The organism is Kineosporia mesophila, assembly GCF_021129235.1.
In the GTDB taxonomy this organism is placed as follows: domain Bacteria; phylum Actinomycetota; class Actinomycetes; order Actinomycetales; family Kineosporiaceae; genus Kineosporia; species Kineosporia mesophila.
The window spans coordinates 252690-278606 of sequence record NZ_JAJOMA010000002.1 but is presented as its reverse complement, the minus strand read 5'-3'; the positions used below and the strand labels follow the sequence as shown (position 1 = coordinate 278606).

Genomic DNA, 25917 nt, shown 5'->3' with positions numbered 1-25917 from the left:
CTCGTTGCTCGATCTGGGAAGCACTTTGAAGTCACAGCGTAGGCGATGCGCGGCCCCCGATCGGACAGATCGGAGGCCGCGCGCCGCCGGACACGCGGTTTTTACCAGACCTGAGCGTCAGGCTCAGACTGTCTTATGGTCCCGATAGCGGACAATTGACGCGAACTCACCCGGATCGATCGCGGCGCCGCCGACGAGTGCACCGTCGACATCTTCCTTCGCCATGATCCCGGCCACGTTCTGCGCCTTGACCGAACCGCCGTACAGGACCCGGACGGCAGCCGCGGCATCGGGCGAGTAGAGCTCGCCGATCCGCTTCCGGATCGCCGCGCAGACCTCCTGCGCGTCGTCCGGGGTGGCGACCTCGCCGGTGCCGATCGCCCAGACCGGCTCGTAGGCGATCACGAGCGACGCGACCTTGTCGGCGGGAACGCCGGCCAGATCGGCGTCGAGCTGGGCGAGGCAGTGCTGGACCTGACGGCCCTCCTTGCGCACCTCGAGCCCCTCACCGATGCAGACGATCGGGATGAGGTCGTGCTTGATGGCCGTCTTGGTCTTGGCATTGACCACGGCGTCGTCCTCGTAATGGTACTGCCGGCGTTCGGAGTGGCCGACCACCACGTAGGTGCACTTCAGCTTCGCGAGCATCGCCCCGGAGATCTCCCCGGTGTACGCGCCCTTGTCGTACTGCGACAGGTCTTGTGCGCCGTACTTGAAGCCGAGTTTGTCGCCGTCCACCAGCGTCTGCACGGAGCGCAGGTCGGTGAACGGCGGGATCAGCGCCACCTCGACGACGTCGAAGTCGTGCTTCGCGTCGTCGAGGGTCCACGCCAGCTTCTGCACCAGATGAGCCGCCTCGAAGTGATCGAGGTTCATCTTCCAGTTCCCCGCCATCAGCGGGATGCGGCTCTTCTCGTCGGACTTAGCCATCAGTTCTCCAGGACGGTCAGGCCCGGAAGGGTCTTACCCTCCAGGAATTCCAGGCTCGCGCCGCCGCCCGTCGAGATGTGGCCGAAGGCCTTCTCGTCGAAGCCGAGCGTGCGCACCGCTGCGGCCGAGTCCCCGCCACCGACGACGCTGAACGCCGACGAGTCGACGAGCGACTGGGCCACCGCACGGGTGCCGTGGCTGAACGCCTCCAGCTCGAAGACGCCCATCGGGCCGTTCCAGAAGACCGTCTCGCAGTCCGCCAGCTTGGCGGCGAACAGCTTGCCGGACTCCGGGCCGATGTCCAGGCCCAGGCGGTCGGCCGGAATCGCGTCCGCGGCGACCACGTCGTGCTCGGCATCGCCCGCGAAGGCCGTGGCCGCAACCACGTCGACGGGGAGCACCAGCTCCACGCCCTGCTCCTGCGCCCGCGTGATGTACCCGCGGACGGTGTCGAGCTGGTCCTCCTCGAGCAGGCTCTTGCCGACCTCGTGACCCTGGGCCTTGAGGAAGGTGAACACCATGCCTCCGCCGATCAGCAGCCGGTCGGCCGTGTTCAGCAGGTTGTCGATGACGCCGAGCTTGTCGGACACCTTCGAACCGCCCAGCACGACCGCGTAGGGCCGCTGCGGGGTCTGCGTGAGGCGCTTGAGCACCTCGACCTCGGCCAGCACGAGGCCACCCGCGGCGTGCGGCAGCTTCTGCGCGACGTCGTAGACGCTGGCCTGCTTGCGGTGCACGACGCCGAAGCCGTCGCTCACGAAACCGTCGGCCAGAGCGGCGAGCTGGTCGGCGAACGCACCGCGCTCGGCGTCGTCCTTGCTGGTCTCCCCCGCGTTGAAACGCAGGTTCTCCAGCACCAGCAGCTCGCCGTCACCGAGGGCGGTGACCGCGGCCTGCGCGGACTCGCCCACGGTGTCCTGGGCCAGGGTGATGGTCACCCCGGGCAGCAGCTCCTTGGCCCGCTCGACCGCCGGGGCGAGGGAGTACTTCGCCTCCGGAACGCCTTTCGGCCGGCCGAGGTGCGCCACGACGATGACCTTCGCGCCCGCGTCCAGGAGTCGCTGCCAGGTCGGCAGCGACGCCCGGATCCGGCCGTCGTCCGTCACCGCTCCGGTCTCCTTGTCCAGCGGCACGTTCAGGTCGCTGCGGACCAGGATGCGCTTGCCGGAAAGGGTTCCGAGCTCGGCGGTGAGGTCGTCGATGGTCTTCATGAAACTCAGAGACCGGTGCCGACGAGTACCGCGGCGTCGACGAGGCGGTTGGAGTAGCCCCACTCGTTGTCGTACCAGCCGACGACCTTGACCTGGTTGCCGATGACCTTGGTGAGGCCGGCGTCGAAGATGCACGAGTGCGGGTCGGTCACGATGTCGCTGGAGACGATCGGGTCCTCGGTGTACTTGAGGATGCCCTTGAGCGCCTCGGTCTCGGAGGCGGCCTTGATCGCGGCGTTGACCTCTTCGACCGTGGTCTCACGAGCGGCCTCGAAGGTCAGGTCGGTGGCCGAGCCGGTCGGGACCGGGACGCGCAGCGCGAAGCCGTCGAGCTTGCCCTTCAGGGCCGGGATCACCAGGCTGATGGCCTTCGCGGCACCGGTGCTGGTCGGCACGATGTTGAGCGCGGCGGCGCGGGCGCGACGCAGGTCCTTGTGCGGACCGTCCTGCAGGTTCTGGTCCTGCGTGTAGGCGTGGATCGTCGTCATGAGGCCCTTTTCGATGCCGAACGTGTCGTTCAGCACCTTCGCCATCGGGGCCAGGCAGTTCGTGGTGCAGGAGGCGTTGCTGACGATGTGGTGCTTCGCCGGGTCGTACTCGGTGTGGTTGACACCGAACACGATCGTCAGGTCCTCGTTCTTGGCCGGGGCCGAGATCAGGACCTTCTTGGCGCCACCGTCGATGTGCGCCTTCGCCTTGGTGGCGTCGGTGAAGAAGCCGGTGGACTCGACCACGACGTCGACGCCGAGGTCCTTCCACGGCAGGTTGGCCGGCTCACGCTCGGCCAGGACCTTGATGGCCTTGCCGTCCACGACGATGTCGTCACCGGAGACGCTCACCTCGGCATCCAGACGACCCAGGATCGAGTCGTACTTGAGCAGGTGGGCGAGCGTCTTCGTGTCGGTGAGGTCGTTGACGGCAACGATCTCGATGTCCGCACCGGCCGCCCGGGCAGCGCGGAAAAAGTTACGGCCGATGCGGCCGAAGCCGTTGATGCCAACGCGAACAGTCACTTGTCGTTTCCTCTCGTCAGCCACAGAGCGCCGGGAGGCCCGACGCTGATTTGTGGTGTGCAGCACTCACCCTACGCGGTGCATTTCGGGGGCAGGTGTCCAGACAGCACCCTGCCGGGTCCCACGTCCGGACCCGGGATTTCAGGGTGATCGGGGGGCCAAAAGTCCATGAATGAAGGACGTCGGTCACCTGGCGCGCCGGTGGTCCCGGTCTGTCTCCGGTCACCTTTGAAGCGCCTGTCAAGGACTTTCAGGCGTCGAGCATGTCCGGCGTCAGGTTCGCGTCGGTGCCCGGCACGCCCAGGTCGGAGGCCCGCTTGTCGGCCATCGCCAGGAGCCGGCGGATCCGGCCGGCCACGGCGTCCTTCGTCATCTGCGGCTCGGCCAGCTGGCCGAGTTCCTCCAGGCTGGCCTGCTTGTGGGCCAGGCGCAGCCGGCCGGCGGACCGCAGGTGCTCGGGAACCTCGTCGCCGAGGATCTCCAGGGCCCGCTCCACCCGCGAACCGGCCGCCACGGCGGCCCGGGCGGAGCGCCGCAGGTTCGCGTCGTCGAAGTTCGCCAGGCGGTTCGCGGTGGCCCGCACCTCGCGGCGCATCCGCCGCTCCTCCCAGGCCATCACCGCGTCGTGCGCGCCGAGGCGGGTGAGCAGGGCGCCGATCGTGTCGCCGTCGCGGATCACCACGCGATCCACGCCCCGCACCTCGCGGGCCTTCGCCTGGATGCCGAGCCGGCGCGCGGCGCCGACCAGCGCGAGGGCCGCTTCCGGGCCCGGACAGGTCACCTCGAGGGCACTGGAGCGGCCCGGCTCGGTGAGCGAGCCGTGGGCCAGGAACGCGCCGCGCCAGGCGGCCTCGGCGTCGCAGGTGGCGCCGGAGACGACCTGCGGCGGGAGCCCACGGACGGGGCGGCCGCGGCCGTCGACCAGACCGGTCTGCCGGGCCAGTGACTCCCCGTCACGGATCACGCGGACCACGTACCGGCTGCCGCGGCGCAGGCCGCCGGGCGCCAGCACGACGATGTCGCTGGTGTGGCCGAACACGTCGCTGATGTCCTTGCGCAGCCGGCGGGCCGCGTGGGCGGTGTCGAGCTCGGCCTCCACGACGATGCGGCCCCCGACGATGTGTAGCCCTCCGGCGAACCGGAGGGTTGCCGACACCTCGGCTTTGCGGCAGCAGGGTTTGGTGACCTGCAGCCGACTCAATTCGTCTTTGACCAGTGCCGTCAATGCCATGAACAGCATCTTGCCACCGTGCGCAAGCATGGTTCGTGCGCTTGTGAAAGCTCCGGACGGGAGCCCCTTCGAATGCCCGTCCGGCGTCAGCCCTTCTGCCGGGAGCAGTTCACCTGTTCGGGACGATCGCCCCGCTGAACAGGTCACGGTAAGCAGCGGCCAGGCGCAGAGGGTCGTGCCGGGGCGTACCGTCACCGATGGCCACGTCCCGGCTGACGACGACCGCACCCATCCCCCGCGCCACGCGCTCCAGTGACACCGCGTCCTCGATCTGGGACGGGTCCACCAGGACGGCGTCGATCCGCAGGTCGGGGGCGTGCGCGGCCAGCACCTCGAGATGGTTCTCGGGCGAGAAACCGTCGGTCTCCCCGGGCTGCTGCCCCAGGTTCAGCGTCAGGCAGATCCGGGCCTCGGTCCGCGCCAGGGCCCGGGCCAGCTCCGGCACCAGCAGGTGCGGGAGCACGCTGGTGTACCAGGAGCCGGGGCCGAGCACAGCCCAGTCGGCGTCGCGCACCGCCTCGAGCACCTCCGGCCGGGCCGGTGGATCGTTCGGGCTGAGCTGCACCCCGATCACCCGCCCCGGGGTGGTCGCCACCGCGACCTGACCACGCACCGTGGTGAGGCCCGCGGGGTCGTCCGGGTCGATGCCGAGCACCGTGCCCTCGATGTCCAGGGGTACCGCGGCCATCGGCAGCACACGTCCTCGGGCCCCGAGCAGCCGGGCCACCCAGTCCAGCCCGCTGACCGGGTCGTCGAGCAGTTCCCAGAGGGTGACGATCAGGAGGTTTCCGAGGGCGTGGTCGTTCATGGCGCCCGCACTGGCGAAGCGGTGCTGCAGCACGTCGCGCCACAGCAGGCCCCATTCGCTGTCGTCGCACAGGGCCGACAGCGCCATCCGCAGGTCACCGGGCGGCAGCACGCCGAACTCGCGCCGCAGCCGCCCCGACGAGCCGCCGTCGTCCGCCACCGTGACCACGGCCGTCAGCCGGTCGGTCAGGTGCCGCAGCGCCGACAGCGACGCCGCCAGGCCGTGCCCGCCGCCGAGCGCGACGACGTTCGGGCCCCGGCCGGAGGAGGTGGGGCTCACTCGCGCCCCAGGTCACGGTGCACAGCGGTGACGGCCACCCCGTCGCCCTCCAGCTTCTGGGCCAGGAGCTCGGTGATCGCGACGGAACGGTGCTTGCCACCGGTGCAGCCGACGGCGATCGTGGCGTAGCGCTTGTTCTCCCGCACGTAGCCGGCCAGCACCGGCTGCAGGGCCAGGGCGTACCGGTCGACGAACTCGGCTGCGCCCTCCTGCCCCAGCACGTAGTCGGCCACGTCGGCGTCCAGCCCGTTGTGCGTGCGCAGCTCCGGCACCCAGAACGGGTTGGGCAGGAAGCGCACGTCGGCCACCTGGTCGGCGTCCAGCGGCAGGCCGTACTTGAACCCGAACGACATCAGCAGGATCCGGATCGCCGGGTCGCCCTCGTCGCCGAACATCGCGATGATCTTGCTGGCCAGCTCGTGCACGTTCAGGCGCGAGGTGTCGATCAGGGTGTCCGCGTTGCCCCGCAGCTCACCCATCACCTTGCGCTCGGCGCGGATGCCGTCCAGCGGGGCACCGTCGCCCTGCAGCGGGTGCGGCCGGCGGACCGACTCGAACCGGCGCACCAGGGTCTCGTTGGTGGCGTCGAGAAACAGCAGGCGGGTGCGGATGCCGCTGTTCTCGGCCGTGGACACGGCGTCGGCCAGGGCGCTGAAGAACGAGCGCCCCCGCACGTCGACGGCCACCGCAATGCGCCGGACGCGGGGCTCGGCCGAGCCCGCGAGCATCGCCAGCTCGGCGATCAGCTGCGGCGGCAGGTTGTCGACGACGTACCAGCCGAGGTCTTCGAGGGCCTTGGCCGCGGTGCTGCGCCCGGCCCCGGACATGCCGGTGATGATGAGCAGTTCGGACGTGGTCGCCGAACCGGTCTGCTCCGCGCGATGCTCCGCACGGCCCTCCGGCTCCGTCGGCCCGTTCGCCTCCGGGGTGGTCGTCACCTGTAGCTCTCCAAACCTGTCGGATGTCTGTTCGCTGTCGATGTCGTGCCGGATTCGTGGGGGCTGGTCATTATTGCGCCCCTGCGGTCCGGCTCGTGCAGGAGGGCCCTGGCGGCCCTTGACCCGTAGGACTTCCGGTACTGGACCGGTGGGCCCCCTGGTGCGTCGCGACCACTCTTAGCCGATTCCCGGGTCCTGGCAGAACCGGCCGATCGGTGCGGACCCCCTCCCTCGAGCAGCGGAGATCGAGCCCACGAAGCCGTCCACCGAGCAGTCCCCGGAAAGCCACGGCAGACCGGGAAGCCGCCGGCCGAGCAGTTCTCCGGACAGCGGGACGCGCGTCAGTCGAGCAGCTCCCCGGTGGCCATGTCGATCGCGGGCCGGTTCTCCGTGGCCGCCCCCGAAGCGGTATCGGGGGGATTGAGGCTGTCCACCACCGACTGGGCCACCTTCGGTCCCACGCCCTGCACCGAGGCGATGGCCTCGACCGAGGCCGCGCGCAGTTTCTTCACCGATCCGAAGTGCGCCAGCAGTGCCTTCTTGCGGGCCGGCCCCAGGCCGGGCACGGTGTCCAGCTCGCTGGCCGTCATCGCGGTGCTGCGACGCTGGCGGTGGTGGGTGATAGCGAAACGGTGCGCCTCGTCGCGCACCCGCTGCAGGAGGTAAAGCCCCTCGCTGGAGCGGGGCAGGATCACCGGCATCTCGTCGTCCGGGATCCAGACCTCCTCCAGACGCTTGGCCAGACCGCAGAGGGCCACGCCCTCGATGCCGAGCTCGGCCATCGCCGTCGCGGCGGCCGCCACCTGGGGGGCGCCACCGTCGACCACGACCAGGTTCGGGGCGTAGGCGAACTTCTTCGGCCGGCCGGTCTGCGGGTCGATGCCCGGAGGCACGCCGTCCTCCTCCAGGGACGGTGCCTCGTCGAGGATCTCGCCGGTGGCCGGGTCGGCGCCCGCCGCCAGCGCGGCCTCCTCCTCCTTCTCCCCCAGGTACCGCCGGAAGCGCCGGGTGATCACCTCCCGGATCGAGGCGACGTCGTCGGAGGTGCCGTTCAGGCCCTTGATCGTGAACTTGCGGTACTCGGACTTCTTCGCCAGCCCGTCCTCGAACACGACCATCGACGCGACCACGTTGGAACCCTGGATGTGCGAGATGTCGTAGCACTCGATGCGCAGCGGGGCCGAGGGCAGTTCCAGGGCCTCCTGGATCTCCTGCAGCGCCTTCGAGCGGGTGGTGAGATCGCCCGCCCGGCGGGTCTTGTGCAGCGTCAGGGCCTGCCCGGCGTTCCGCGCCACCGTCTCCATCAGCGTGCGCTTGTCACCACGCTGCGGCACCCGGACCTCGACCCGGGAACCCCGCAGACCGGCCAGCCAGCTCTCCACCTCGTCCAGCAGCGGCGGCTCGTGCGGCACCAGCACCTCGCGCGGCACCGCCTCACCGTTCACGTCGCCGTAGACCTGCTGCAGCAGGTGCTCGACCAGGTCGGCGGTGGTGACGTCCTCCACCTTCTCCACCACCCAGCCGCGCTGACCGCGGATCCGGCCGTCGCGGACGTGGAACACCTGCACGGCGGCCTCGAGCTCATCGTCGGCGAGCGCGAACACATCGGCGTCGGTGCCGTCGGCCAGCACCACGGCGTTCTTCTCCATCGCCCGCGACAGCGCCTGGACGTCGTCGCGCAGCCGGGCCGCCTGCTCGAACTCCAGGTCGTGCGAGGCCTGCAGCATGTCGCGCTCGAGCCGCTTCACGTAGCGCTCGGTCTTGCCGCCCATGAAGTCGCAGAAGTCGTCGGCCAGCCGCCGGTGCTGCTCGGGCGTGACCTTGCCGACGCACGGCGCCGAGCACTTGTCGATGTAGCCGAGCAGGCACGGACGCCCCACCTGACCCGCCCGTTTGAACACGCCGTTGCTGCACGTGCGCACCGGGAAGACCCGCAGCAGCAGGTCGACGGTCTCGCGGATGGCCCAGGCGTGCGCGTACGGCCCGAAGTAACGGGTGCCCTTGCGCTTGGCCCCGCGCATCACCTGCACCCGCGGGAACTCGTCACCCATGGTCACGGCCAGGTAGGGGTAGGACTTGTCGTCGCGGTACTTCACGTTGAACCGCGGGTCGTACTCCTTGATCCAGGAGTACTCCAGCTGGAGCGCCTCGACCTCGGTGTTCACCGTGGTCCACTCCACGCTCGCCGCGGTGAACACCATCGTCTGGGTGCGCGGGTGCAACCCGGCCGGATCGGCGAAGTACGAGTTCAGCCGCTGCCGCAGGCTCTTGGCCTTGCCGACGTAGATGACCCGCCCGGAGTCGTCACGGAACCGGTAGACACCCGGTTGCTCGGGGATGGTTCCGACGGCAGGTCGGTACGTCGAGGGATCAGCCACGGCCACCACACTAAGTGCCCCCACCGACAGTTCTGTCCCGCCGTCCGGCAGCGGTCCCCACCGAGACCCGGCCAGGACCCCGCCGAAATTGTCGGACCCCGTCCGTAGGCTCCACCCCGACATACCGGACACGGCCGACGGGGAGCCCGGACAGTGACCATCACCACCGCGAAAGAACCTCTGCCCCAGGCATATCTGCTGTGGGTGAGCGGCGCCGTGATCTCGATCCTGGGCAACGGCGTGCTCTACTTCGCCCTGGGCTGGACCGCGACCGGGCACAGCGGAGCCCTCGCCGGGCTGGTGCTCACCGCGGTCAACCTGCCGCGGGCGCTGTTCCTGCTGATCGGCGGGGCGCTCGGTGACCGGGTCGGCGCCCGGCGGGTGATGATCACCGGCGACGCGGTGATGATCGGCCTCTGCCTCGTCCTGGCCCTCGTCCTGCACCGGTCCGGGCCGGCCGCCGGGATCCTCCTGGTGACCGGCCTGGTGCTCGGTCTCGTCGACGCCTTCTACCTGCCCGCCTCCGGCAGCCTGCCCCGCCTGCTCGTCACCCCCGGGCAACTGCCCCGGGCGCTGGGCCTGCGCCAGGCCGGGGGCCAGGTGGCCCAGCTGATCGCGGGGCCTCTCGGCGGCCTGCTCGTGGTGGCGGTCGGGCTCTCCGGGGTGCTCCTGCTCGACGCGATCACGTTCGCCGCCGTGCTGGCCGTCCTGCTCCTGATCACACCGATGAGTGACCACGTCCCGGCCACCGGGAGCCTGGCCGCGTCTGCGCTCGACGGCCTGCGTCTCGCCCTGGCCGACCCGGTGCTGCGCACGATCCTGTTGCTGACCGGGGCCGTCGCGGGCCTGGTGCTGCCCGCGTTCTCGATCCTCGTGCCACTGCTGGCCCGCGACCACGGCTGGGGTGCCCGCGGCGCGGGCCTGGTCGTCGGCGCCCAGGCCCTCGGCACGATCGCGGTGGCCCTGCTGATCGCCCGGCGCGGAGCCCTGCCCCGTGCCGGGCAGGCGGTCGCGGCCGGCACCGTGATCGCCGCCGCCGGGCTCCTGCTCGTGGCGCTGGCGCCGAGTCCGGCCCTGGCCGTCCTCGGCGCCGCCGTCTCCGGCGCGGGCACCGGCCTGTTCGCCGGGCATGCCTCCCCCGCGGTCCTGGGCGCCACCCCGCCGACGCACCTGTCCCGGGTGCAGGCGGTGCTCGTGCTCGTCCAGACCGTGGCCCTGCTCGTGACCAACAATGTCGTCGGGGCCCTCGCCGACGCCGTCGACCCCACGCCCGTCACGGCGCTGGCCGCGTCACTGCTCCTGCTCAGTGGCCTGCTGGGGTTCTCCTCCCGCCCGTTCCGGCAGGTGTGAACGATGGCCGGTGAGCACCCCGGAGACATCGACGGCACCCTGCTGCCGCTGCGCGCGGGGTCCGTCATCCAGGTCTCAGTGGGCGGGAAGCAATCAGGGAACCAGCCCGGGAACCAGGGCTCACCCCTTCCGGGCCCGCAGCATGCGGGCCACCTCGTCGGCACGTTCCGCCAGGGTCTTGGCGACCACCGGCGCCACGTCGCCGGCGGCGGCCGCCTCGGTCGCCCGCGCCACGTAAGCCTCGTCGATGCCGAAGACCGGGAACAGGTCGCGGGAAAGGTGGAGCGCCGGGATCATGCCGCCCCGGTGCAGGGTGGGCAGCAGGGCCAGGTACCGCTCGGCGTACCCGGCCAGCACGGTCTCCTGACCGGGGCGCCAGAAGGCGGAGCTGACCGCCCGGACGGCGGGAGGGGGAACGGTCCGGTCGACCAGGGCCTGCCAGGCCGTGGCTTTCGCCTCCGGGTCGGGAGCGGCCGCGCGCACCGCCATCGACCGTATCCCGGCGTCCGGGTCCGGGTCGCGGTCCAGCAGGTCCTGGACCTGTGCCGTCGTGTCGCCGCCCAGCTCGGACTTGCGCACGAGTGCCCGCCAGGCCAGATCGATGTCGTCACCGACCTCACCGAACAGGGCCTCGAGATCACCGGTGACACGGGCCAGGGTGCGCAACGCCACGCTCCGCCGGGCCGGGTCGGCGGCCAGACGCCGGGCTACCTCCGCCACCTGCGCCTCGATCGCGGTCCGGTGAGCGGCCGGGGCCCAGTCGCCGGCCACGTCACCGGCCAGGTTCAGGTAGGTCCCGATCAGGACGGGCACCGTCTCCACGTCGAGCACCGCGACCAGACCGGCCACGGTCCGGTCGGCGCTCATCTCACCGGTGACCAGGGCGTCCCACAGACTCGTGACGGCGACCGCGCGGGCGATCGGGGTGGGCAGTCGCGCGGCCGCGGCCGGGTCGGCCGGGCGGGTGGTCGCGAAAGTCAGGTCGTCGTCGTTGACCAGGTAGAAGTCCGCGTCACCGGGCAGGTCGAGCGACGTCCGCGCGGAACTCACCTCGACCAGGGCCCGGTGCGTGCGGGTCAGGCCGTTCCCCGGGGCCAGGCCGGAGCGGTAGGAGCCGACCGCGAGCACCTGCGGTCGCGGCGGACCCTGCGGGCCCCGTCCCACCAGCACCGGCTGCTCCCCCGAGGTGTCCAGGGTGAAGTGGTCGGTGCCGGCCGTGCCCAGCCAGCCGTCCCGCCACGTGGTCAGGTCCTTGTCGCTCGCGGCGGCCAGCTCGTCGACCAGGTCCTGCAGCGTGGTGTTCTGCCAGGCGTACTTCGCGAAGTAGGCGGCCGTACCGGCCCGGAACGCCTTCTCCCCGACATAGACCTGCAACTGCCGCAGCACCGAAGCACCCTTGGGATAAGTGATCGAGTCGAAGATCGACATCGCCTCGGCCACGTCGCGGATCGGCTGGCGGATCGGGTGCGAGACCGGTCCCTGATCGGCGAGGTAGGCCGAGAGCTTGCCGGCCACCAGGTGCCGGGCCCAGGAGTCGGTGTACTCCGTGGCCTCGCCCGCGGCCCAGTTGCAGGCGAACTCGGCGAACGACTCGTTCAGCCAGAGATCGTCCCACCAGCGCATGGTGACGATGTTGCCGAACCACATGTGCGCCATCTCGTGCAGCAGGACACGGGCCAGCTGCTCGTTCTCGACCGGCGTCGGAGCGCTGCGGCGCAGGAAACCGTCGCTCCAGGTGACACAGCCGAAGTTCTCCATCGCGCCACCGAACTCCGGCACGAACACCTGGTCGTAACGGGCCTGCGGGAAGGGCATCTCGAACTGCTCGCCGAAGAACCGCAGCCCCTGGGAGGTGACCGTGAACAGCTGCTCGGCGTCCCGGTCGAGCACCGGGGCCAGCGACCGGCGGCAGAACAGGCCCAGGTCGTACCCGTCGACCCGGCGCCGCACCTGGTGGAACGGCCCGGCGTTGACCACGGTGTTGTAGGGCGAGAGCGTGGGCGTCGCGCCGAACTCCCAGACCCGCGACCCGCCCGGCCCGTCAGACACCCGCGCGGTGCCCGAGTTACTGGTCACCGTCCACTCCGCCGGAGCGGTGACGGTGAACGCGTGCGGCGCCTTCAGGTCGGGCTGGTCGAAGCACGCCCACACCCAGCGAGCCTGGTCCGGCTCGAACGACGTCCACAGGTAGACCTCACCGTCGGCCGGGTCCACGGCCTTGTGCACACCGGCGCCGTCCCGGGTGTTCGTCTGCTCGCACTCCACCACCAGCGTGTTCTGCGCGGCGAGGTCGTCCAGCGACAGCCTGCCCTCCGAGGCCGGGCCCAGCGCACGTCCGTTGAGCGTCGCGCCCAGCACGGTCGCCGCAGCGTCCACGAACGTGGCGGCCCCCGGGGTGCGGCAGGAGAAGGTGATCGTCGAGGTGGTGCGCACCCGTGGCCCGGTCGGCAGATCGGTGAGATCCACCGCGATGTCGTACCGCTCCACCCCGAGCAGGTCCGCACGTTCCCGGGCTTCCCCCTCCGTCAGGCTCTTCACGACCAGCGACTCCACGAGAATCCTGCGACGGACGATCCGGGTGTTTCCAACCCTAAACGTTCCGCGACCGAACCACCTGCCGGGGCGCACCCGCGTCCCTCATTTTCAGGTGCGGAAGTGTCGGCCGGAAGGGTACCTGCCACCCCGTTGGTCCCCCGCGACTCGGTTTCTGGGCCCTTACCTCGTAAACTTGTGCGTCGGCCGCACGTGAGAGGCGCTGCAACGGGCACTGCCACCATCAGAGCCCGCCACGCTCACCGAGGCTCAGAGCACAGAAGGGCGCCCCTCTCAGAACATGTCGATTCCGTGTCGGAGTGGGGTTGCAAGATGGCTGAAGATCGAACCCGTGCGCTGCGTGACCTGCTGGACAGCAGAATCGCCGTGCTGGACGGCGCCTGGGGCACGATGTTCCAGAACGCGAAGCTCGCACCGTCCGACTATCAGACGGAACGTCTGGCGAATCATCCGAAAGACGTCACCGGTGACCCGGACCTGCTGAACATCACCGCACCGCACGTGGTGCTCGACGTGCACCGCCAGTACCTGGCCGCGGGCGCCGACATCACCACTACCAACACCTTCACCGCCACCAGCATCGGGCAGGCCGACTACGGCCTGGAGTCCATGGTGCGCGAGATGAACCTGGAGGCGGCGAAGCTGGCCCGCCAGGCGGCCGACGAGGCGGAGCGCGAGACCGGCGTGCGGCGGTACGTCGCCGGGTCGGTGGGCCCGCTGAACGTCACGCTGTCCCTGTCGCCGAAGGTGGAGGACCCGGCCTACCGGGCCGTCACGTTCGACCAGGTGCACGACTCGTACGCCGAGCAGATCGAGGCCCTGCGCGACGGCGGCGTCGACCTGCTCCTGGTCGAGACCATTTTCGACACGCTGAACGCCAAGGCCGCTCTGGCCGCCGCCCGCGACGTGGCGCCCGGCCTGCCGATCTGGTTCTCCGTGACGATCGTCGACATGAGCGGGCGCACGCTCTCCGGGCAGACCGTCGAGGCCTTCTGGCGCTCCATCGAGCACGCGAACCCACTGGTCGTGGGCGTGAACTGCTCGCTGGGCGCCGCCGAGATGCGTCCCTACGTGTCCGATCTGGCGCGGCTGGCGGGCACCTACACGGCGAGCCACCCCAACGCCGGCCTGCCGAACTCGTTCGGTGAGTACGAGGAAACCCCCGACGAGACCAGTCACCTGGTGGCCGGTTTCGCACACGACGGCCTGGTCAACGTGGTCGGCGGCTGCTGCGGTACCACCCCGGCACACATCGCGAAGATCGCCGAGAAGGTCAAGGGCCTCAAACCCCGTCCGGTGCCGCAGATCCCGCACCAGAGCCGGTTCAGCGGCCTGGAGCCGATGAACATCACCGAAACCACCGGTTTCGTGATGATCGGCGAACGCACCAACGTCACCGGCTCGGCGAAGTTCCGCCGGCTGATCGAGGCCGACGACTACCAGACCGCGGTCGAGGTGGCCGTGGAGCAGGTGCGCGGCGGCGCGAACGTGCTCGACGTGAACATGGACGCCGACCTGCTCGACAGCGAGCAGGCGATGGTCACGTTCCTCAACCTGATCGCGACCGAGCCCGAGGTGGCCCGGATCCCGGTGATGGTCGACAGCTCCAAGTGGACGGTGCTGGAGGCCGGGCTGCAATGCCTGCAGGGCAAGGGCATCGTCAACTCGATCAGCCTCAAGGAGGGCGAGGAGATCTTCCTCGACCACGCCCGGCAGATCCGCCGCTACGGCGCGGGCGTCGTGGTGATGGCGTTCGACGAGACCGGCCAGGCCGACACCGCCGACCGCCGGGTCGAGGTGTGCGGGCGGGCCTACGACCTGCTCACCCACGAGCTCGGTTTCCCCGCCGAGGACATCATCTTCGACCCGAACGTCCTGGCCGTCGCGACCGGCATGAGCGAGCACAGCAACTACGCCAAGGCCTTCATCGAGTCGCTGCCGCGCATCAAGGAGCGCTGCCCCGGCGCGAAGATCAGCGGCGGCATCTCGAACCTGTCCTTCGCCTTCCGCGGCAACAACGTGGTGCGCGAGGCGATGAACTCGGCGTTCCTGTTCCACGCAGTGCGCGCGGGCCTGGACATGGGCATCGTCAACGCCGGGCAGCTGGCGGTGTACGAGGACATCCCGAAAGACCTGCTCGAGCTGATCGAGGACGTGCTGTTCAACCGGCGCGAGGACGCCACCGATCGCCTGGTGACGTTCGCGGGCTCGGTCAGCGGGTCGGGCACCAAGCGCGTGATCGACCTCTCCTGGCGTGAGGCCTCCGTCGGTGACCGGCTCAGCCACGCGCTCGTGCACGGCATCGTCGACTTCATCGAGGCCGACACCGAGGAGGCCCGGCAGGAGTTCGCCCGGCCTCTCGAGGTGATCGAGGGCCCGCTGATGGACGGCATGAAGGTCGTCGGTGACCTGTTCGGCGCGGGCAAGATGTTCCTGCCCCAGGTGGTGAAGAGCGCCCGGGTGATGAAGCGCGCCGTCGCCTACCTCGAGCCGTACATGGAGGCCGAGAAGGCAGAGGCTCTGCGGCTGGGCAACGTTCCCACCGGCCGCGCCAACCAGGGCAAGGTCGTGCTCGCCACCGTGAAGGGCGACGTGCACGACATCGGCAAGAACATCGTCGGTGTGGTGCTGGGCTGCAACAACTACGAGGTCATCGACCTCGGCGTGATGGTTCCGGCGGCCAGGATCCTGGAGACCGCGATTGCCGAGAACGCCGATGTGGTCGGGCTTTCCGGCCTGATCACACCGTCGCTCGACGAGATGGTGAACGTGGCCGAGGAAATGCAGCGCAAGGGCATGACGATGCCCTTGCTCATCGGCGGGGCCACCACCTCACGCCAGCACACGGCCGTCCGCATCGCCCCCACCTACGAGGGTGCCACCGTGCACGTGCTCGACGCCTCCCGGGTCGTCGGGGTCACGGCCGCGCTGCTCAGCCCCACGCAGTCCGCCGGATTCCTGGACGAGACCCGCACCGAGCAGGAACGCCTGCGGGTGGCCCACGCCAACCGCCGCGCCAACCCGCTGCTGCCGGTCACACAGGCCCGGCTGAACGCCGAGAAGGTCGACTTCTCCGACCTTCCCACCCCCACGTTCACCGGCCTGCGCACCGTCGACGCCGACCTCACCGAACTGCGGGGCCTGATCGACTGGACCTTCCTGTTCCTGGCCTGGGAGATCAAGGGCAAGTACCCGGCCATCCTGAAGGAACCGGTGGCCCAGGAACTCTTCGACGACGCGAACACCCTTCTGGACGAAATCATCTCGGCCGGGCACTTCACCGCCCAGGGTGCCTACGGCTTCTGGCCGTCCCACACCGAGGGCGACGACATCGTCCTCGAGGGCGGCGTCCGCTTCCCGATGCTGCGCCAGCAGACGGTGAAGCCCGAGGGCCGCCCCAACCGGGCCCTGTCCGACTACATCGGCCCCCGCGGCTCGGGTGACCACCTGGGCGGTTTCGCCGTGGCCATCCAGGGCGCGGAGAAGCTCGCCGCCTCGTACGAGGCCCAGAACGACGACTATCGCTCGATCATGGTGAAGGCGCTCGCCGACCGGCTGGCCGAGGCCTTCGCCGAGCAGATCCACCTGCAGGCCCGCCGGGAGTGGTTCGAGCCCGACGCCCAGCCCCTGCTGGAAGACCTGCACGCCGAGCGGTTCCGCGGCATCCGCCCCGCGCTCGGTTACCCGGCCTCCCCCGACCACAAGCTCAAGGAAGAGCTTTTCGACCTGCTGAAGGCCGACCAGGTGGGGATCACGCTGACCGAGAGCTGGGCCATGAGCCCCGCCGCCGCCGTCAGCGGCCTGATCTTCGCCCATCCGGAGGCCAAGTACTTCACGGTCGGCCGGATCGGTGCCGACCAGGTGGCCGACTACGCCGCCCGCCGGGGTCTGACCCAGTCCGAGACAGAGAAGCTGCTGCGCCCGAATCTCGCCTACGACCCCAAGTAACCGCGCTCGGTGACGGGTCCGGAGAGGGCCCGTCGCCGCAGTTCCCAGAGTGCATCCACAGTGCACGGATCCTGCCCCCGTACACCCCGGCACCGGATCGGTCACACGGCACCTGTCCTGCGGATGGCTGTCGGTCGGTGCATCGGCCGGTCCCGCCGGCGCATCGAGGGCACCTTGTCCGCCCGGTTCCCGCGGATGACTATTTCCAGGACCCCTTCGGCCAAGGTGAGGTGCCCATGGAAGTCCTGATCATCCTGCTCGTCGTCTACCTCGTGTACCAGTACTTCAAGTAGCCCCCGGACCCGATGAGGGCGGATGCTCTTGAGCCCCAGGAGTTTCCGCCTCCGGCGCCGCACCCCCACCGCGAGCGGCCCTCACCGTTCGCACACCGCGCGGATCGTCCCTCCGAAGCTGCGCCCCACGATCCGTAAAATCTGAAATGGTGGACGTCGACGAGCTTCTCGTCGACGTCCACCGTTCGGTCTACGGTCGGGTCGCGAAGGCCACGACCCGCCGCATCTTGTCGAAGTCTTCCAGAGCCGCGCGCCCCTCGTCCTGCAGCGAGGCCAGCGCCAGGTCTTTCCCGTCGTTCGAAGTGGCGACGGCCTCCTCGTACAGGCCGCGCTCCACAGCCGCCCACTGCGGACGTTCCTCGACCACGACGTCCTCAAATCCCGCATCGACCAGATCCCGCTGCAGATCGAGCTGCCGGATCCGCTCCGGCACCCGGGCATCCTCAGGATCCGCAGCCATCCAGGTGGTGAGCGCGAGGCGGCCCCCACGACGCAGCACCCGGTGGAATTCGGCGAGCGCCGCGGCCGGTGGCCCGGCGAACTGGATCGAGTCGGTGCACAGCAGGGCATCGACCGATGCCGCGGACAGGCCGGTGGCGGTCAGCGTGCCGAGCCAGAACCGTGCGCGGCCCGTGTCCAGGTACGGCGAACCGGGCCAGCCGGTGCTCGCCGGCGTGCCGTGCGCAGCGCCCGGGCCGTGCGCAGTGTCCAGACCGTGCGCAGCGTCCAGACCGTGCGCAGCGTCCAGGCCGTCACCGTTCTCCCGCGGCCCCGGCAGACCGGTGTGTGCCGATCTCCCCAGATCCGCCGCCGTCACTTCCCGTCCCAGCCGGCGGGCGGCCGTACTCCGGGCCTGCCCGAGCGCGACGGCGGAGAAGTCGACGCCCGCCAGCCGCGCATCCGCGCGCCGGGCCAGTTCGATCCCGTAACCGCCGCGGCCACAGGCAATGTCGGCCAGCAGAGCGCCCTCGGTCAGGGCCAGTCTCCCGGCGATGTCGTCCAGCGCCCCGAACGGCAGCACGCCCACCGGGCCGAAGTCGGCGGGGATCCCGAGGCGGCGGGCCAGGATGGCGTCCTTGACCGGCGACACCTGCATGTCGGAGTACCAGCGGTCGTAGTAGGCGCTGCCCCGTGAGGGCGGCCCGACGACGGAGGACTCGGTTACGGATGCTTCTCGCACAGCTACAGAGTGCCCGAAAAAGCGACCAAAGGGACACCGGACGAACGTGTTCTTCGCCGTTCGTCCCTCAGCGGCTGGCAGACTCCCGTGGTGTGCTCCCCGATCTCTGGCCGCTGTACGGGCTCTCCGTCGTCACACCACGCCTCGAGCTACGCCTTCCCCGTGAGGAGGAGATCGCCGAGATCGCGCAGGTCGCCGGCCGGGGCGTGCATCCCCCGGACGAGCGCCCGTTCCTGACCCCGTGGTCGGACGGTTCCCCGGCCGACCGGGCCCGGAACGTGCTGCAGGCGCACTGGCGGGACCTCGCCGCCTGGGACGTCGCGTCGTGGGCACTGAACCGGGGGGTGTTCCTGGCCGGGCAGCCGATCGGACTCGTGGGCCTGCGCGCCCGGGATTTCCCCGTGGTCCGGGAGGTCACCAGCGGATCGTGGCTGGGCCTGCCGCACCAGGGCCACGGCTACGGAACCGAGGCCAGGACAGGCCTGCTCGCCCTGGCCTTCGACCAGCTCGGCGCCACCGCGGCGCTGACCGAGGTGTTCCAGGACAATCACGCGTCTCAGGGCGTCTCCCGCAAACTCGGCTACCGGCACGACGGCATCCGCGTGGACGCCCGCAACGGTGAGGCCCTGATCTCCGATCGGCTGCGCCTGACCGTCGAGGCCTGGCGCGAAAGCACCCAGCCAACTGTCACGGTCACGGGGATGGCCCCCTGTCGAGCCTCGTTCGGTCTGTGACACCCCACGCGTCCGGCCTCCCCTGAGAAACCACGTGCCCGGTCCACCGCGGACGTGGAACCGGCCCTTAGCCAAGCCCCCTCAGCCCGTGCCGTCCGGACACCACCACGTCCGGACACCACCACGTCCGGACACCACCACGTCCGAACTGTGGCACTCCCATCCCGCTCGTCCCAGGCCTCGACGCCCGGGTGACGCAGTTCCAGGCCCCACGCCCACCGGACCCGGACACCTGAAACCGCGTCAACCACCCGTCCACCACGGACACGGGACCGGCACTCCTGCCCAGGCTCTCTTTTCAGCCGCTGCTGCCCCCGGGCCCGACCAGGCCTGAGCCCACACCGCCTGAAGATCTCCGTGGACGGGCGCACTTCGCGCACCTGGACGTCACCGGTGAACATGACTGAGCCGGGGCCACGGGGGTGGCCGCCGGTCTCAGCGGCGTATATGTGCTGGTAGGACAGCTCGGACCCTCTCCCAGCGGTCCACCACCGACAGCGATTTAGGAGCGGGATGTCCACGTGCCGGGGACACCCCGCCCCACGAGCTACCGACGCCGCGTGCTCACCGAATCCGAAGCGTCCAGGTCGACCCGCCTGGACGCGGCCCGGGCCGGGGACGCAACCTTCTTCGCCGGCGTCTTCTTGGCCCCGGGCGCCTTCTTCGCCGCCGCGGTCTTGGCCGCCGTGGTTTTCGCCGCCGTGGTCTTCGCCGTCACGCTCTTTGTGGTCGTGGCCTTGGCCGCTGTGGTCTTGGTTGCCGTGCTCCGGGCCGGAACCGCCTTACTGGTGGCGGGCTTGCCGACACTCGTGATCGTCGCGGCCACCGACCGGGACTTCTTGATCTCCGCCCCGCGGCCCTCGATCGCGTTCGGGTTCTCGATGTCGAGGAGGTCGGCGAGGAAGCGACCCGTGTGGCTCTCCGGAACCGTCGCGACGTCTTCCGGCGTGCCCTCGGCGACCAGGGTGCCGCCGCCGCTACCTCCCTCAGGACCGAGGTCGACGATCCAGTCGGACGACTTGATCACATCGAGATTGTGCTCGATGACCAGGACCGAGTTGCCCTTGTCCACCAGCCCTTGGAGCACGCCCAGCAACTTGCGGATGTCCTCGAAGTGCAGACCCGTGGTCGGCTCGTCCAGCACGTAGATGCTGCGGCCCGTCGAGCGCTTCTGCAGCTCGCTGGCCAGCTTCACGCGCTGAGCCTCACCGCCGGACAGGGTCGGCGCCGACTGACCCAGACGCACGTACCCGAGGCCGACGTCGACCAGGGTGCGCAGGTGCCGGGCGATCGCCGGGACGGCCTCGAAGAACTCTGCGGCCTCCTCGATCGGCATGTCCAGCACGTCGGCGACGGTCTTGCCCTTGAAGTGCACCTCGAGGGTCTCCCGGTTGTACCGGGCCCCCTGGCAGACCTCGCACGGCACGTAGACGTCGGGCAGGAAGTTCATCTCGATCTTGATGGTGCCGTCACCGGAGCACGCCTCGCAGCGACCGCCCTTGACGTTGAACGAGAACCGGCCTGGCTGGTAGCCGCGGACCTTGGCCTCCTGGGTCTGCGCGAACAGCTTGCGCACGTGGTCCCAGACCCCGGTGTAGGTGGCGGGGTTCGAGCGCGGGGTGCGCCCGATCGGGCTCTGGTCGACGTGGACCACCTTGTCGAGGTGCTCCAGGCCCTTCACCGTCTTGTGCCGGCCGGCCACCTGGCGGGCGCCGTTCAGCTTGTTCGCCAGCACGGTGTAGAGAATGTCGTTGACCAGCGTGGACTTACCAGAACCGCTGACCCCGGTGACCGCCACCAGACAACCCAGCGGGAACGAGACGTCCAGGCCCTTGAGGTTGTGCTCGCGGGCACCGACCACGGTCAGCTGACGCTTCGGGTCACGCGGGCGCCGGACCTGCGGCACCTCGATCTCCTTGCGGCCCGACAGGTACATGCCGGTCAGCGAGGTGGGGTGCTCGTACAGCTCTTTCACGGTGCCGGAGTGCACGACATAACCACCGTGCTCACCCGCGCCCGGGCCGATGTCGACCGCCCAGTCGGCGGCCCGGATCGTGTCCTCGTCGTGCTCGACGACGATCAGCGTGTTGCCCAGGTTGCGCAGGCGCGTGAGAGTGTCGATGAGGCGCCGGTTGTCGCGCTGGTGCAGGCCGATGCTCGGCTCGTCCAGCACGTAGAGCACCCCGACCAGCCCGGACCCGATCTGCGTGGCCAGGCGGATGCGCTGTGCCTCACCACCGGACAGCGTGCCCGCGGCCCGGTCGAGCGACAGGTACTCCAGGCCGACGTCGAGCAGGAAGCCGACGCGGGCGTGGATCTCCTTCAGCACCTGGTCGGCGATCTGCTTCTCGCGGCTGGTCAGCTCGAGCGACCCGAGGAACTCCGCGGCCTCACGCAGCGGCAGCGCACAGACATCGGCGATCGACCGGCCACCGACCGTGACGGCCAGCACCTCGGGACGCAGGCGGCTGCCCTTGCACACAGGGCACGGGATCTGCCGCATGAAGCCCTCGTACCGCTCGCGGCTCCAGTCCGACTCGGTCTCCGAGTGACGGCGCTGGATGAACGGGACGACACCCTCGAAACCCGTGGTGTACGAGCGTTCCCGGCCGAAGCGGTTCTTGAACTTCACGTGCACCTGGTAGTCCTGCCCCTCGAGCAGGGCCGTCTTCGCCCGCTCCGGCAGGGCCCGCCACGGGGTGTTGACGTTGAACCCGAGGTCTTTGCCCAAGGCCTTCATCAGGCGCAGGAAGTACTCCGCCGAACCCTGCGTCCACGGGATGATCGCGCCCTCGGCCAGGGTGAGATCCTCGTCGGGCACGAGCAGCTCGGCATCGACCTCGAGCTTCGTGCCGATACCGGTGCACTCGGGGCAGGCACCGAACGGATTGTTGAACGAGAAGACCCGCGGCTCGACGTCGTCGATCGCGATCGGGTGCTCGTTGGGGCAGGCCATCTTCTCGCTGAAGCGCCGTTCCCGGTCGGGCGCGCCCTCGGGCTCGTCCACCAGGTCGGCCACCACGATGCCGTTGGCCAGCAGCAACGCCGTCTCGACGGAGTCGGTGAGGCGCTGCTTGGACGAGGCCTTGGCCGCCAGCCGGTCGACCACGACCTCGATCGTGTGCTTGTAACGCTTGTCCAGCGTGGGCGAGTCGGCGAGCGAGACCACCTTGCCGTCGACCCGGGCCCGGGAGAATCCCTTGGTCTGCAGGTCGGCGAAAAGGTCGACGAACTCACCCTTGCGCGCCCGCACGACCGGGGCCAGCACCTGGAAGCGCGTGCCCTCGGGCAGGTCGAGCAGCCGGTCGACGATCTGCTGAGGCGTCTGCTTGGTGATGGGCTCGCCACAGATGGGGCAATGTGCCCGCCCGGCCCGCGCCCAGAGCAGGCGCAGGTAGTCGTACACCTCGGTGATGGTGCCGACGGTGGACCGCGGGTTACGCGACGTTGACTTCTGGTCGATCGAGACGGCCGGTGACAGCCCCTCGATGAAGTCGACATCGGGTTTGTCCATCTGGCCGAGGAACTGCCGGGCGTAGGCGGACAGCGACTCGACGTACCGGCGCTGCCCCTCGGCGAAGATGGTGTCGAACGCCAGGGACGACTTGCCCGACCCGGACAGACCGGTGAAAACCACCAGTGCGTCACGAGGAAGATCGAGCGAGACGTCCTTCAGGTTGTGCTCGCGGGCTCCGCGAACGATCAGTCGGTCACTCACGCAGGCCATGCTAGGTGCCCCCACCGACAGTCTTCGCGTCGAGCGGGCCCCGCAGCGCGAACACCGGTGCGCGAGTGACGGCATTGACGGGATTTGTGGAAGTGAAAACTGGACCGGCGCACATCGCCAGTCACCTCGTCCTCTGGCCCACTGTTGCCCGGCGGCCTGTCGGGGATGGCAGGGTATGACCATGGTCTACAACGGAGAAGTCACCCCTGGAGGGCACGCAGACGTCCGCGAGCTCCCCGACGCGGTGATCCGGAAAGCGAGCGTCTCGCCCCAGGACAACAATGCGTACCTGATCACCTGCCGGCAGACCGGGGACCAGCTGCTGATCGACGCCGCGGACGACGCCGAACGGGTGCGCGCCCTGATCGGTGAGGGCGGTGGCCCGCTGCGCGGCATCGTCACCACGCACCAGCACTGGGATCATCACCGGGCTCTGCCGGAGATCGCCGAGGTGACCGGCGCCCCCACCCTGGCGGGCGAGGACGACGCCGACGAGCTCCCGGTCAAGCCCGACGTCCGGCTGCGTCACGCCGACGTGGTGACCGTGGGCGAACTCACCCTCGACGTCGTGCACCTGCGCGGCCACACGCCCGGGTCGGTCACGCTGGTGCTCACCAGTTCGGACGGCAGCGTGCACGCCTTCACGGGCGACAGTCTTTTCCCGGGGGGTCCTGGGCGGACAACAAATCCGGACGAGTTCAACAGCCTGATGGATGACCTGGAGGAGCGGATTTTCGGCGTCTACCCGGACGTTACCTGGATCTACCCCGGACACGGGAAGGACTCGACACTCGGCCGGGAGCGGCCGGCGATCCCGGTCTGGCGGGAGCGCGGCTGGTGATTCCCAGCTCACCAGTCGTTGACGTTTGACCTCTCGCCCAGAACGTTTGACGGCGGCTTTCCCCACCCGAGGTAGGCCTCGATGTTCTTGTCGGTGGCCGCTGCGGGGGCTGAGAAACCCCGCCCCGGCAGGCTCGCAGTCAACCCCGCACCGCCTACACAGGCCGGCCGCCCACCTGCACGAAGCACAACCCGAACCAGGCCGGGTCTGCGGGGTTGACTGGGAGTCAGGTCGGGCCATCAGAAGGTGAGCCACGAGATCAAGGCGACCGACCGCAATCTTTTGGGTCAGGAAGCCCTCGAACTGCGCGGAGTCCGGGATTTCGTGTCCCCAGGTTCATGCGGCCACGTAGGCGAACGCGCCTGTGGAAAAGTGAGCCCTTTCCAACCTCCTGAGTAACAGTGGTTCTGGGGTGCCCATGGCGGTTCACAAACATCAAGAAGTTCCTGGTGGGATAGGGATTGCCCAGATCAGCGCCGCCGGGAGCCGCATGAGCTGCTCCACCGTTCTGCCCTGAACGCGTGCACCAAGACGCCCACCTTTGTGCCGAACGCGCTATATACCCATTACAGGCCTTGCTCGTGCTGGCTCACGCCCACAAAGGCGCGACGTAGCTTCGCTGCGGCCATCACCTCGGGCCGCCAGGTGCCGCGTTGCCCATTCCCGGCGCCGGCGAAGAGCACAGGGGTTCGTGCCTATAGGTACTGGGCGATGAACCGGGCGGCCCGCTGCAGTGCCTCGTCGGCCTCGTCGAGAGTACCCGCGAAAGCTTGGAAGACATGGGGGACGTCGGCTACCACGTCCAGGACGACGTCCACCCCGGCGTCCCGCAGGCGTGCGGCCATCCGCACCGAGTCGTCCAGGAGCACCTCGTTCGTGCCGACCTGGAGCAGGGCGGGCGGGAACCCGGTCACATCAGCGGTAAGGGCCGGGCTCAGCAGAGGGTGTTCGGGATCGGCATGACCGACGTACGGGGCCAGTCCCGCCCGGAGCTTGGCCCGGGTGAAGAGCGGGTCGATCCCTTCCTTGGTGCGCATGCTCGACCCGGAGTAGGTGAAATCCAGGCCCGCCGAGAAAGTCACGACGGCCTCGGGCATCGGCAACCCGCCGGCCCGGGCACCCAGACATGTGGTGACAGCGAGATTACCCCCGGCGGAGTCACCGACCACAGCAATCTGGGCATGGCTCCCGCCGCCCGGAAGCGGAACGGTTTTCAGCAAGGCCTGGTATGCGGCGAGTGTGTCGTCCACGGCTGCCGGGAACGGATGCTCGGGGGCGAGCCGATAGTCCAGGGAGAAGGCCGGGATACCGGTGCTGGCCACCAGATTCGCGGTCATCGTCAGGGAGGTGCGCGGGGAGCCAGCCACGAAGCCGCCACCGTGCAGGTACAGGATCGCGCCCGGGGCAGGATCCCCAGGCGGGTCCACGCGCAGCGCCGGCCGGGGACCCAGGACCACGGGTGAGGTGTGGACGCCATCGGGAACCGGCATGCTTGCGCGGGCGGCCGCAAATCCCTCGCGTAATTCTTCCACCGTGACCGGTGGAATCCGTGGCGCCCGCATCAAGGCATCAATTGCCTGGCGCTGCTGCCGGCTCATGAGGCCTTCTCCGAGATGGGCAGGAGTTGCAGGCGTTCGGCGGACGGCGACCCCGGTTCGGCCGTGGACGCGACGAGATAGATCCCGGGAACGGCCATCACGGCCAGGGCGTGCTGATTCACCGTCAGCCGCCCGACATGCGGATGCTTCAGCTCCACCGGTCCGCTCCCGGGAGAGACGACCTGATGCAGTGACCACATCCGCTCGAACTCCGGGCTCTTGACCATGAGTTCGCCGATGAGGCCGCTCAGTCCGGTGTCGTCCGGCTGCTGTCCGGCGGCGAGGCGGAACATCGCGGTCAGGCTCTGTGCCTTCGTCTCCCAGTCGACGTAGAGTTCCCGCTGCGAGGGTTCGAGGAAGAACGTTCGGGCCAGGTTCAGCGGCGTGTCCAGGCGGCTGTCCGGGAAGTACAGGGCCAGGCCCATGGGGTTGGCCGCGACCAGGTCGAGGTGGGTGTCGTGGGCCAGGACCGGGACGTCCGGCATCGCCTCCAGCAGTTCGTCGAGGGTGTCCGGCGTCTGCAGGGGGCGAGAGACCCGCGCTCCGGCCGGGCGCCAGGACTGCAACGTGCTGGCCAGATTCATCAGGTGGTCCTTCTCGACCTGGCCAAGGTCAAGGGCCCGGGCTATCGCCTGCAGCACCTCCGGCGATGCGCGCACGGCCCGCCCCTGCTCCAGACTCGTGTAATACGAGAGGCTCACACCGGCGCGCTCGGCCAGTTCCTCCCGACGCAGGCCGGCTACCTTGCGCCGACTATCAGCAGGAACTCCCAGCTCCCCGGCTTCGAACCGACTACGCAACGCACGTAGATACTGACCAAGATCCTTCGACTCCATGCCGCCAACCTAGGGATGCCGGGACAGAGGGAAAATACCTCTGCTGGTGGTAGCCAGGCTCAGTGAGGA

Annotated in this window: 16 protein-coding genes; 4 read left to right on the top strand and 12 right to left on the bottom strand. The window is 69.6% G+C overall.

The window, feature by feature from the left end; translation table 11 throughout:
- Positions 1–123: 123 nt before the first annotated feature.
- The 7 genes from tpiA to uvrC form a co-directional block, all read right to left on the bottom strand.
- Positions 124–930: a triose-phosphate isomerase gene (gene tpiA, locus LR393_RS04310; protein ID WP_231481719.1), complete on the bottom strand. Its 807-nt coding sequence runs from the start codon at positions 928–930 to the stop codon at positions 124–126.
- On the bottom strand, positions 930–2141 hold the full coding sequence (locus tag LR393_RS04305; RefSeq protein ID WP_231481717.1) for a phosphoglycerate kinase: 1212 nt from the start codon (positions 2139–2141) through the stop codon (positions 930–932). The genes tpiA and LR393_RS04305 overlap by 1 nt, the downstream gene beginning before the upstream one ends.
- 5 nt (positions 2142–2146) lie before the next feature.
- Positions 2147–3154 (bottom strand): type I glyceraldehyde-3-phosphate dehydrogenase, encoded by a 1008-nt coding sequence (gene gap / locus LR393_RS04300; protein ID WP_231481715.1) that lies wholly within the window; start codon positions 3152–3154, stop codon positions 2147–2149.
- Between the two features lie 250 nt (positions 3155–3404).
- Entirely contained in the window at positions 3405–4385 is a 981-nt protein-coding gene (gene whiA, locus LR393_RS04295) for a DNA-binding protein WhiA (protein ID WP_231481708.1), read from the bottom strand.
- A gap of 109 nt (positions 4386–4494) precedes the next feature.
- Positions 4495–5472, bottom strand: a complete 978-nt coding sequence (locus LR393_RS04290) for a gluconeogenesis factor YvcK family protein (protein WP_231481699.1) — start codon at positions 5470–5472, stop codon at positions 4495–4497.
- A complete protein-coding gene (gene rapZ, locus LR393_RS04285) occupies positions 5469–6410 on the bottom strand; it encodes an RNase adapter RapZ (protein WP_231481693.1) in 942 nt (313 codons plus the stop codon). Before rapZ ends, LR393_RS04290 begins: the two co-directional genes overlap by 4 nt.
- A 341-nt stretch (positions 6411–6751) precedes the next feature.
- Positions 6752–8788, bottom strand: a complete 2037-nt coding sequence (uvrC, locus tag LR393_RS04280) for an excinuclease ABC subunit UvrC (protein WP_231481687.1) — start codon at positions 8786–8788, stop codon at positions 6752–6754.
- A gap of 153 nt (positions 8789–8941) precedes the next feature.
- Here uvrC and LR393_RS04275 point away from each other — a divergent pair, with 153 nt between their 5' ends.
- Entirely contained in the window at positions 8942–10138 is a 1197-nt protein-coding gene (locus tag LR393_RS04275) for an MFS transporter (protein ID WP_231481686.1), read from the top strand.
- A gap of 120 nt (positions 10139–10258) precedes the next feature.
- Here LR393_RS04275 and pepN read toward each other — a convergent pair whose 3' ends face one another.
- The gene (gene pepN, locus LR393_RS04270; RefSeq protein WP_231481685.1) at positions 10259–12691 is read right to left on the bottom strand and encodes an aminopeptidase N; all 2433 of its coding nucleotides are present in this window, start codon (positions 12689–12691) and stop codon (positions 10259–10261) included.
- A gap of 312 nt (positions 12692–13003) precedes the next feature.
- Here pepN and metH point away from each other — a divergent pair, with 312 nt between their 5' ends.
- Positions 13004–16639 (top strand): methionine synthase, encoded by a 3636-nt coding sequence (gene metH, locus LR393_RS04265; protein WP_231481679.1) that lies wholly within the window; start codon positions 13004–13006, stop codon positions 16637–16639.
- Positions 16640–17122: 483 nt separating this feature from the next.
- Here the strand turns inward: metH and LR393_RS04260 are convergent, their stop codons facing one another.
- Complete coding sequence (locus tag LR393_RS04260; protein WP_231481674.1) at positions 17123–18112, bottom strand: class I SAM-dependent methyltransferase; 990 nt, start codon at positions 18110–18112, stop codon at positions 17123–17125.
- A gap of 92 nt (positions 18113–18204) precedes the next feature.
- Here LR393_RS04260 and LR393_RS04255 point away from each other — a divergent pair, with 92 nt between their 5' ends.
- Positions 18205–18846 (top strand): GNAT family N-acetyltransferase, encoded by a 642-nt coding sequence (locus tag LR393_RS04255; protein WP_231481669.1) that lies wholly within the window; start codon positions 18205–18207, stop codon positions 18844–18846.
- A 547-nt stretch (positions 18847–19393) separates the two neighbouring features.
- Here the strand turns inward: LR393_RS04255 and uvrA are convergent.
- The gene (uvrA, locus tag LR393_RS04250) at positions 19394–22564 is read right to left on the bottom strand and encodes an excinuclease ABC subunit UvrA (protein WP_231481668.1); all 3171 of its coding nucleotides are present in this window, start codon (positions 22562–22564) and stop codon (positions 19394–19396) included.
- A 184-nt stretch (positions 22565–22748) separates the two neighbouring features.
- On the opposite strand from uvrA, the gene LR393_RS04245 reads away from it, so the two are divergent.
- A complete protein-coding gene (locus tag LR393_RS04245; RefSeq protein WP_231481662.1) occupies positions 22749–23414 on the top strand; it encodes an MBL fold metallo-hydrolase in 666 nt (221 codons plus the stop codon).
- A gap of 695 nt (positions 23415–24109) precedes the next feature.
- On the opposite strand, the gene LR393_RS04240 is transcribed toward LR393_RS04245, so the two are convergent.
- On the bottom strand, positions 24110–25012 hold the full coding sequence (locus tag LR393_RS04240) for an alpha/beta hydrolase (RefSeq protein WP_231481660.1): 903 nt from the start codon (positions 25010–25012) through the stop codon (positions 24110–24112).
- Complete coding sequence (locus LR393_RS04235; RefSeq protein ID WP_231481658.1) at positions 25009–25848, bottom strand: helix-turn-helix transcriptional regulator; 840 nt, start codon at positions 25846–25848, stop codon at positions 25009–25011. The genes LR393_RS04240 and LR393_RS04235 overlap by 4 nt, the downstream gene beginning before the upstream one ends.
- Positions 25849–25917: the final 69 nt, after the last annotated feature.

Excerpts from the sequence above, each read along its gene's own strand:
- metH (WP_231481679.1), top strand. The coding sequence starts at position 13,004 with ATGGCTGAAGATCGAACCCGTGCGCTGCGTGACCTGCTGGACAGCAGA.
- LR393_RS04305 (WP_231481717.1), bottom strand. The coding sequence starts at position 2,141 with ATGAAGACCATCGACGACCTCACCGCCGAGCTCGGAACCCTTTCCGGC.
- whiA (WP_231481708.1), bottom strand. The coding sequence starts at position 4,385 with ATGGCATTGACGGCACTGGTCAAAGACGAATTGAGTCGGCTGCAGGTC.
- LR393_RS04240 (WP_231481660.1), bottom strand. The coding sequence starts at position 25,012 with ATGAGCCGGCAGCAGCGCCAGGCAATTGATGCCTTGATGCGGGCGCCA.
- LR393_RS04245 (WP_231481662.1), top strand. The coding sequence starts at position 22,749 with ATGACCATGGTCTACAACGGAGAAGTCACCCCTGGAGGGCACGCAGAC.
- LR393_RS04235 (WP_231481658.1), bottom strand. The coding sequence starts at position 25,848 with ATGGAGTCGAAGGATCTTGGTCAGTATCTACGTGCGTTGCGTAGTCGG.
- tpiA (WP_231481719.1), bottom strand. The coding sequence starts at position 930 with ATGGCTAAGTCCGACGAGAAGAGCCGCATCCCGCTGATGGCGGGGAAC.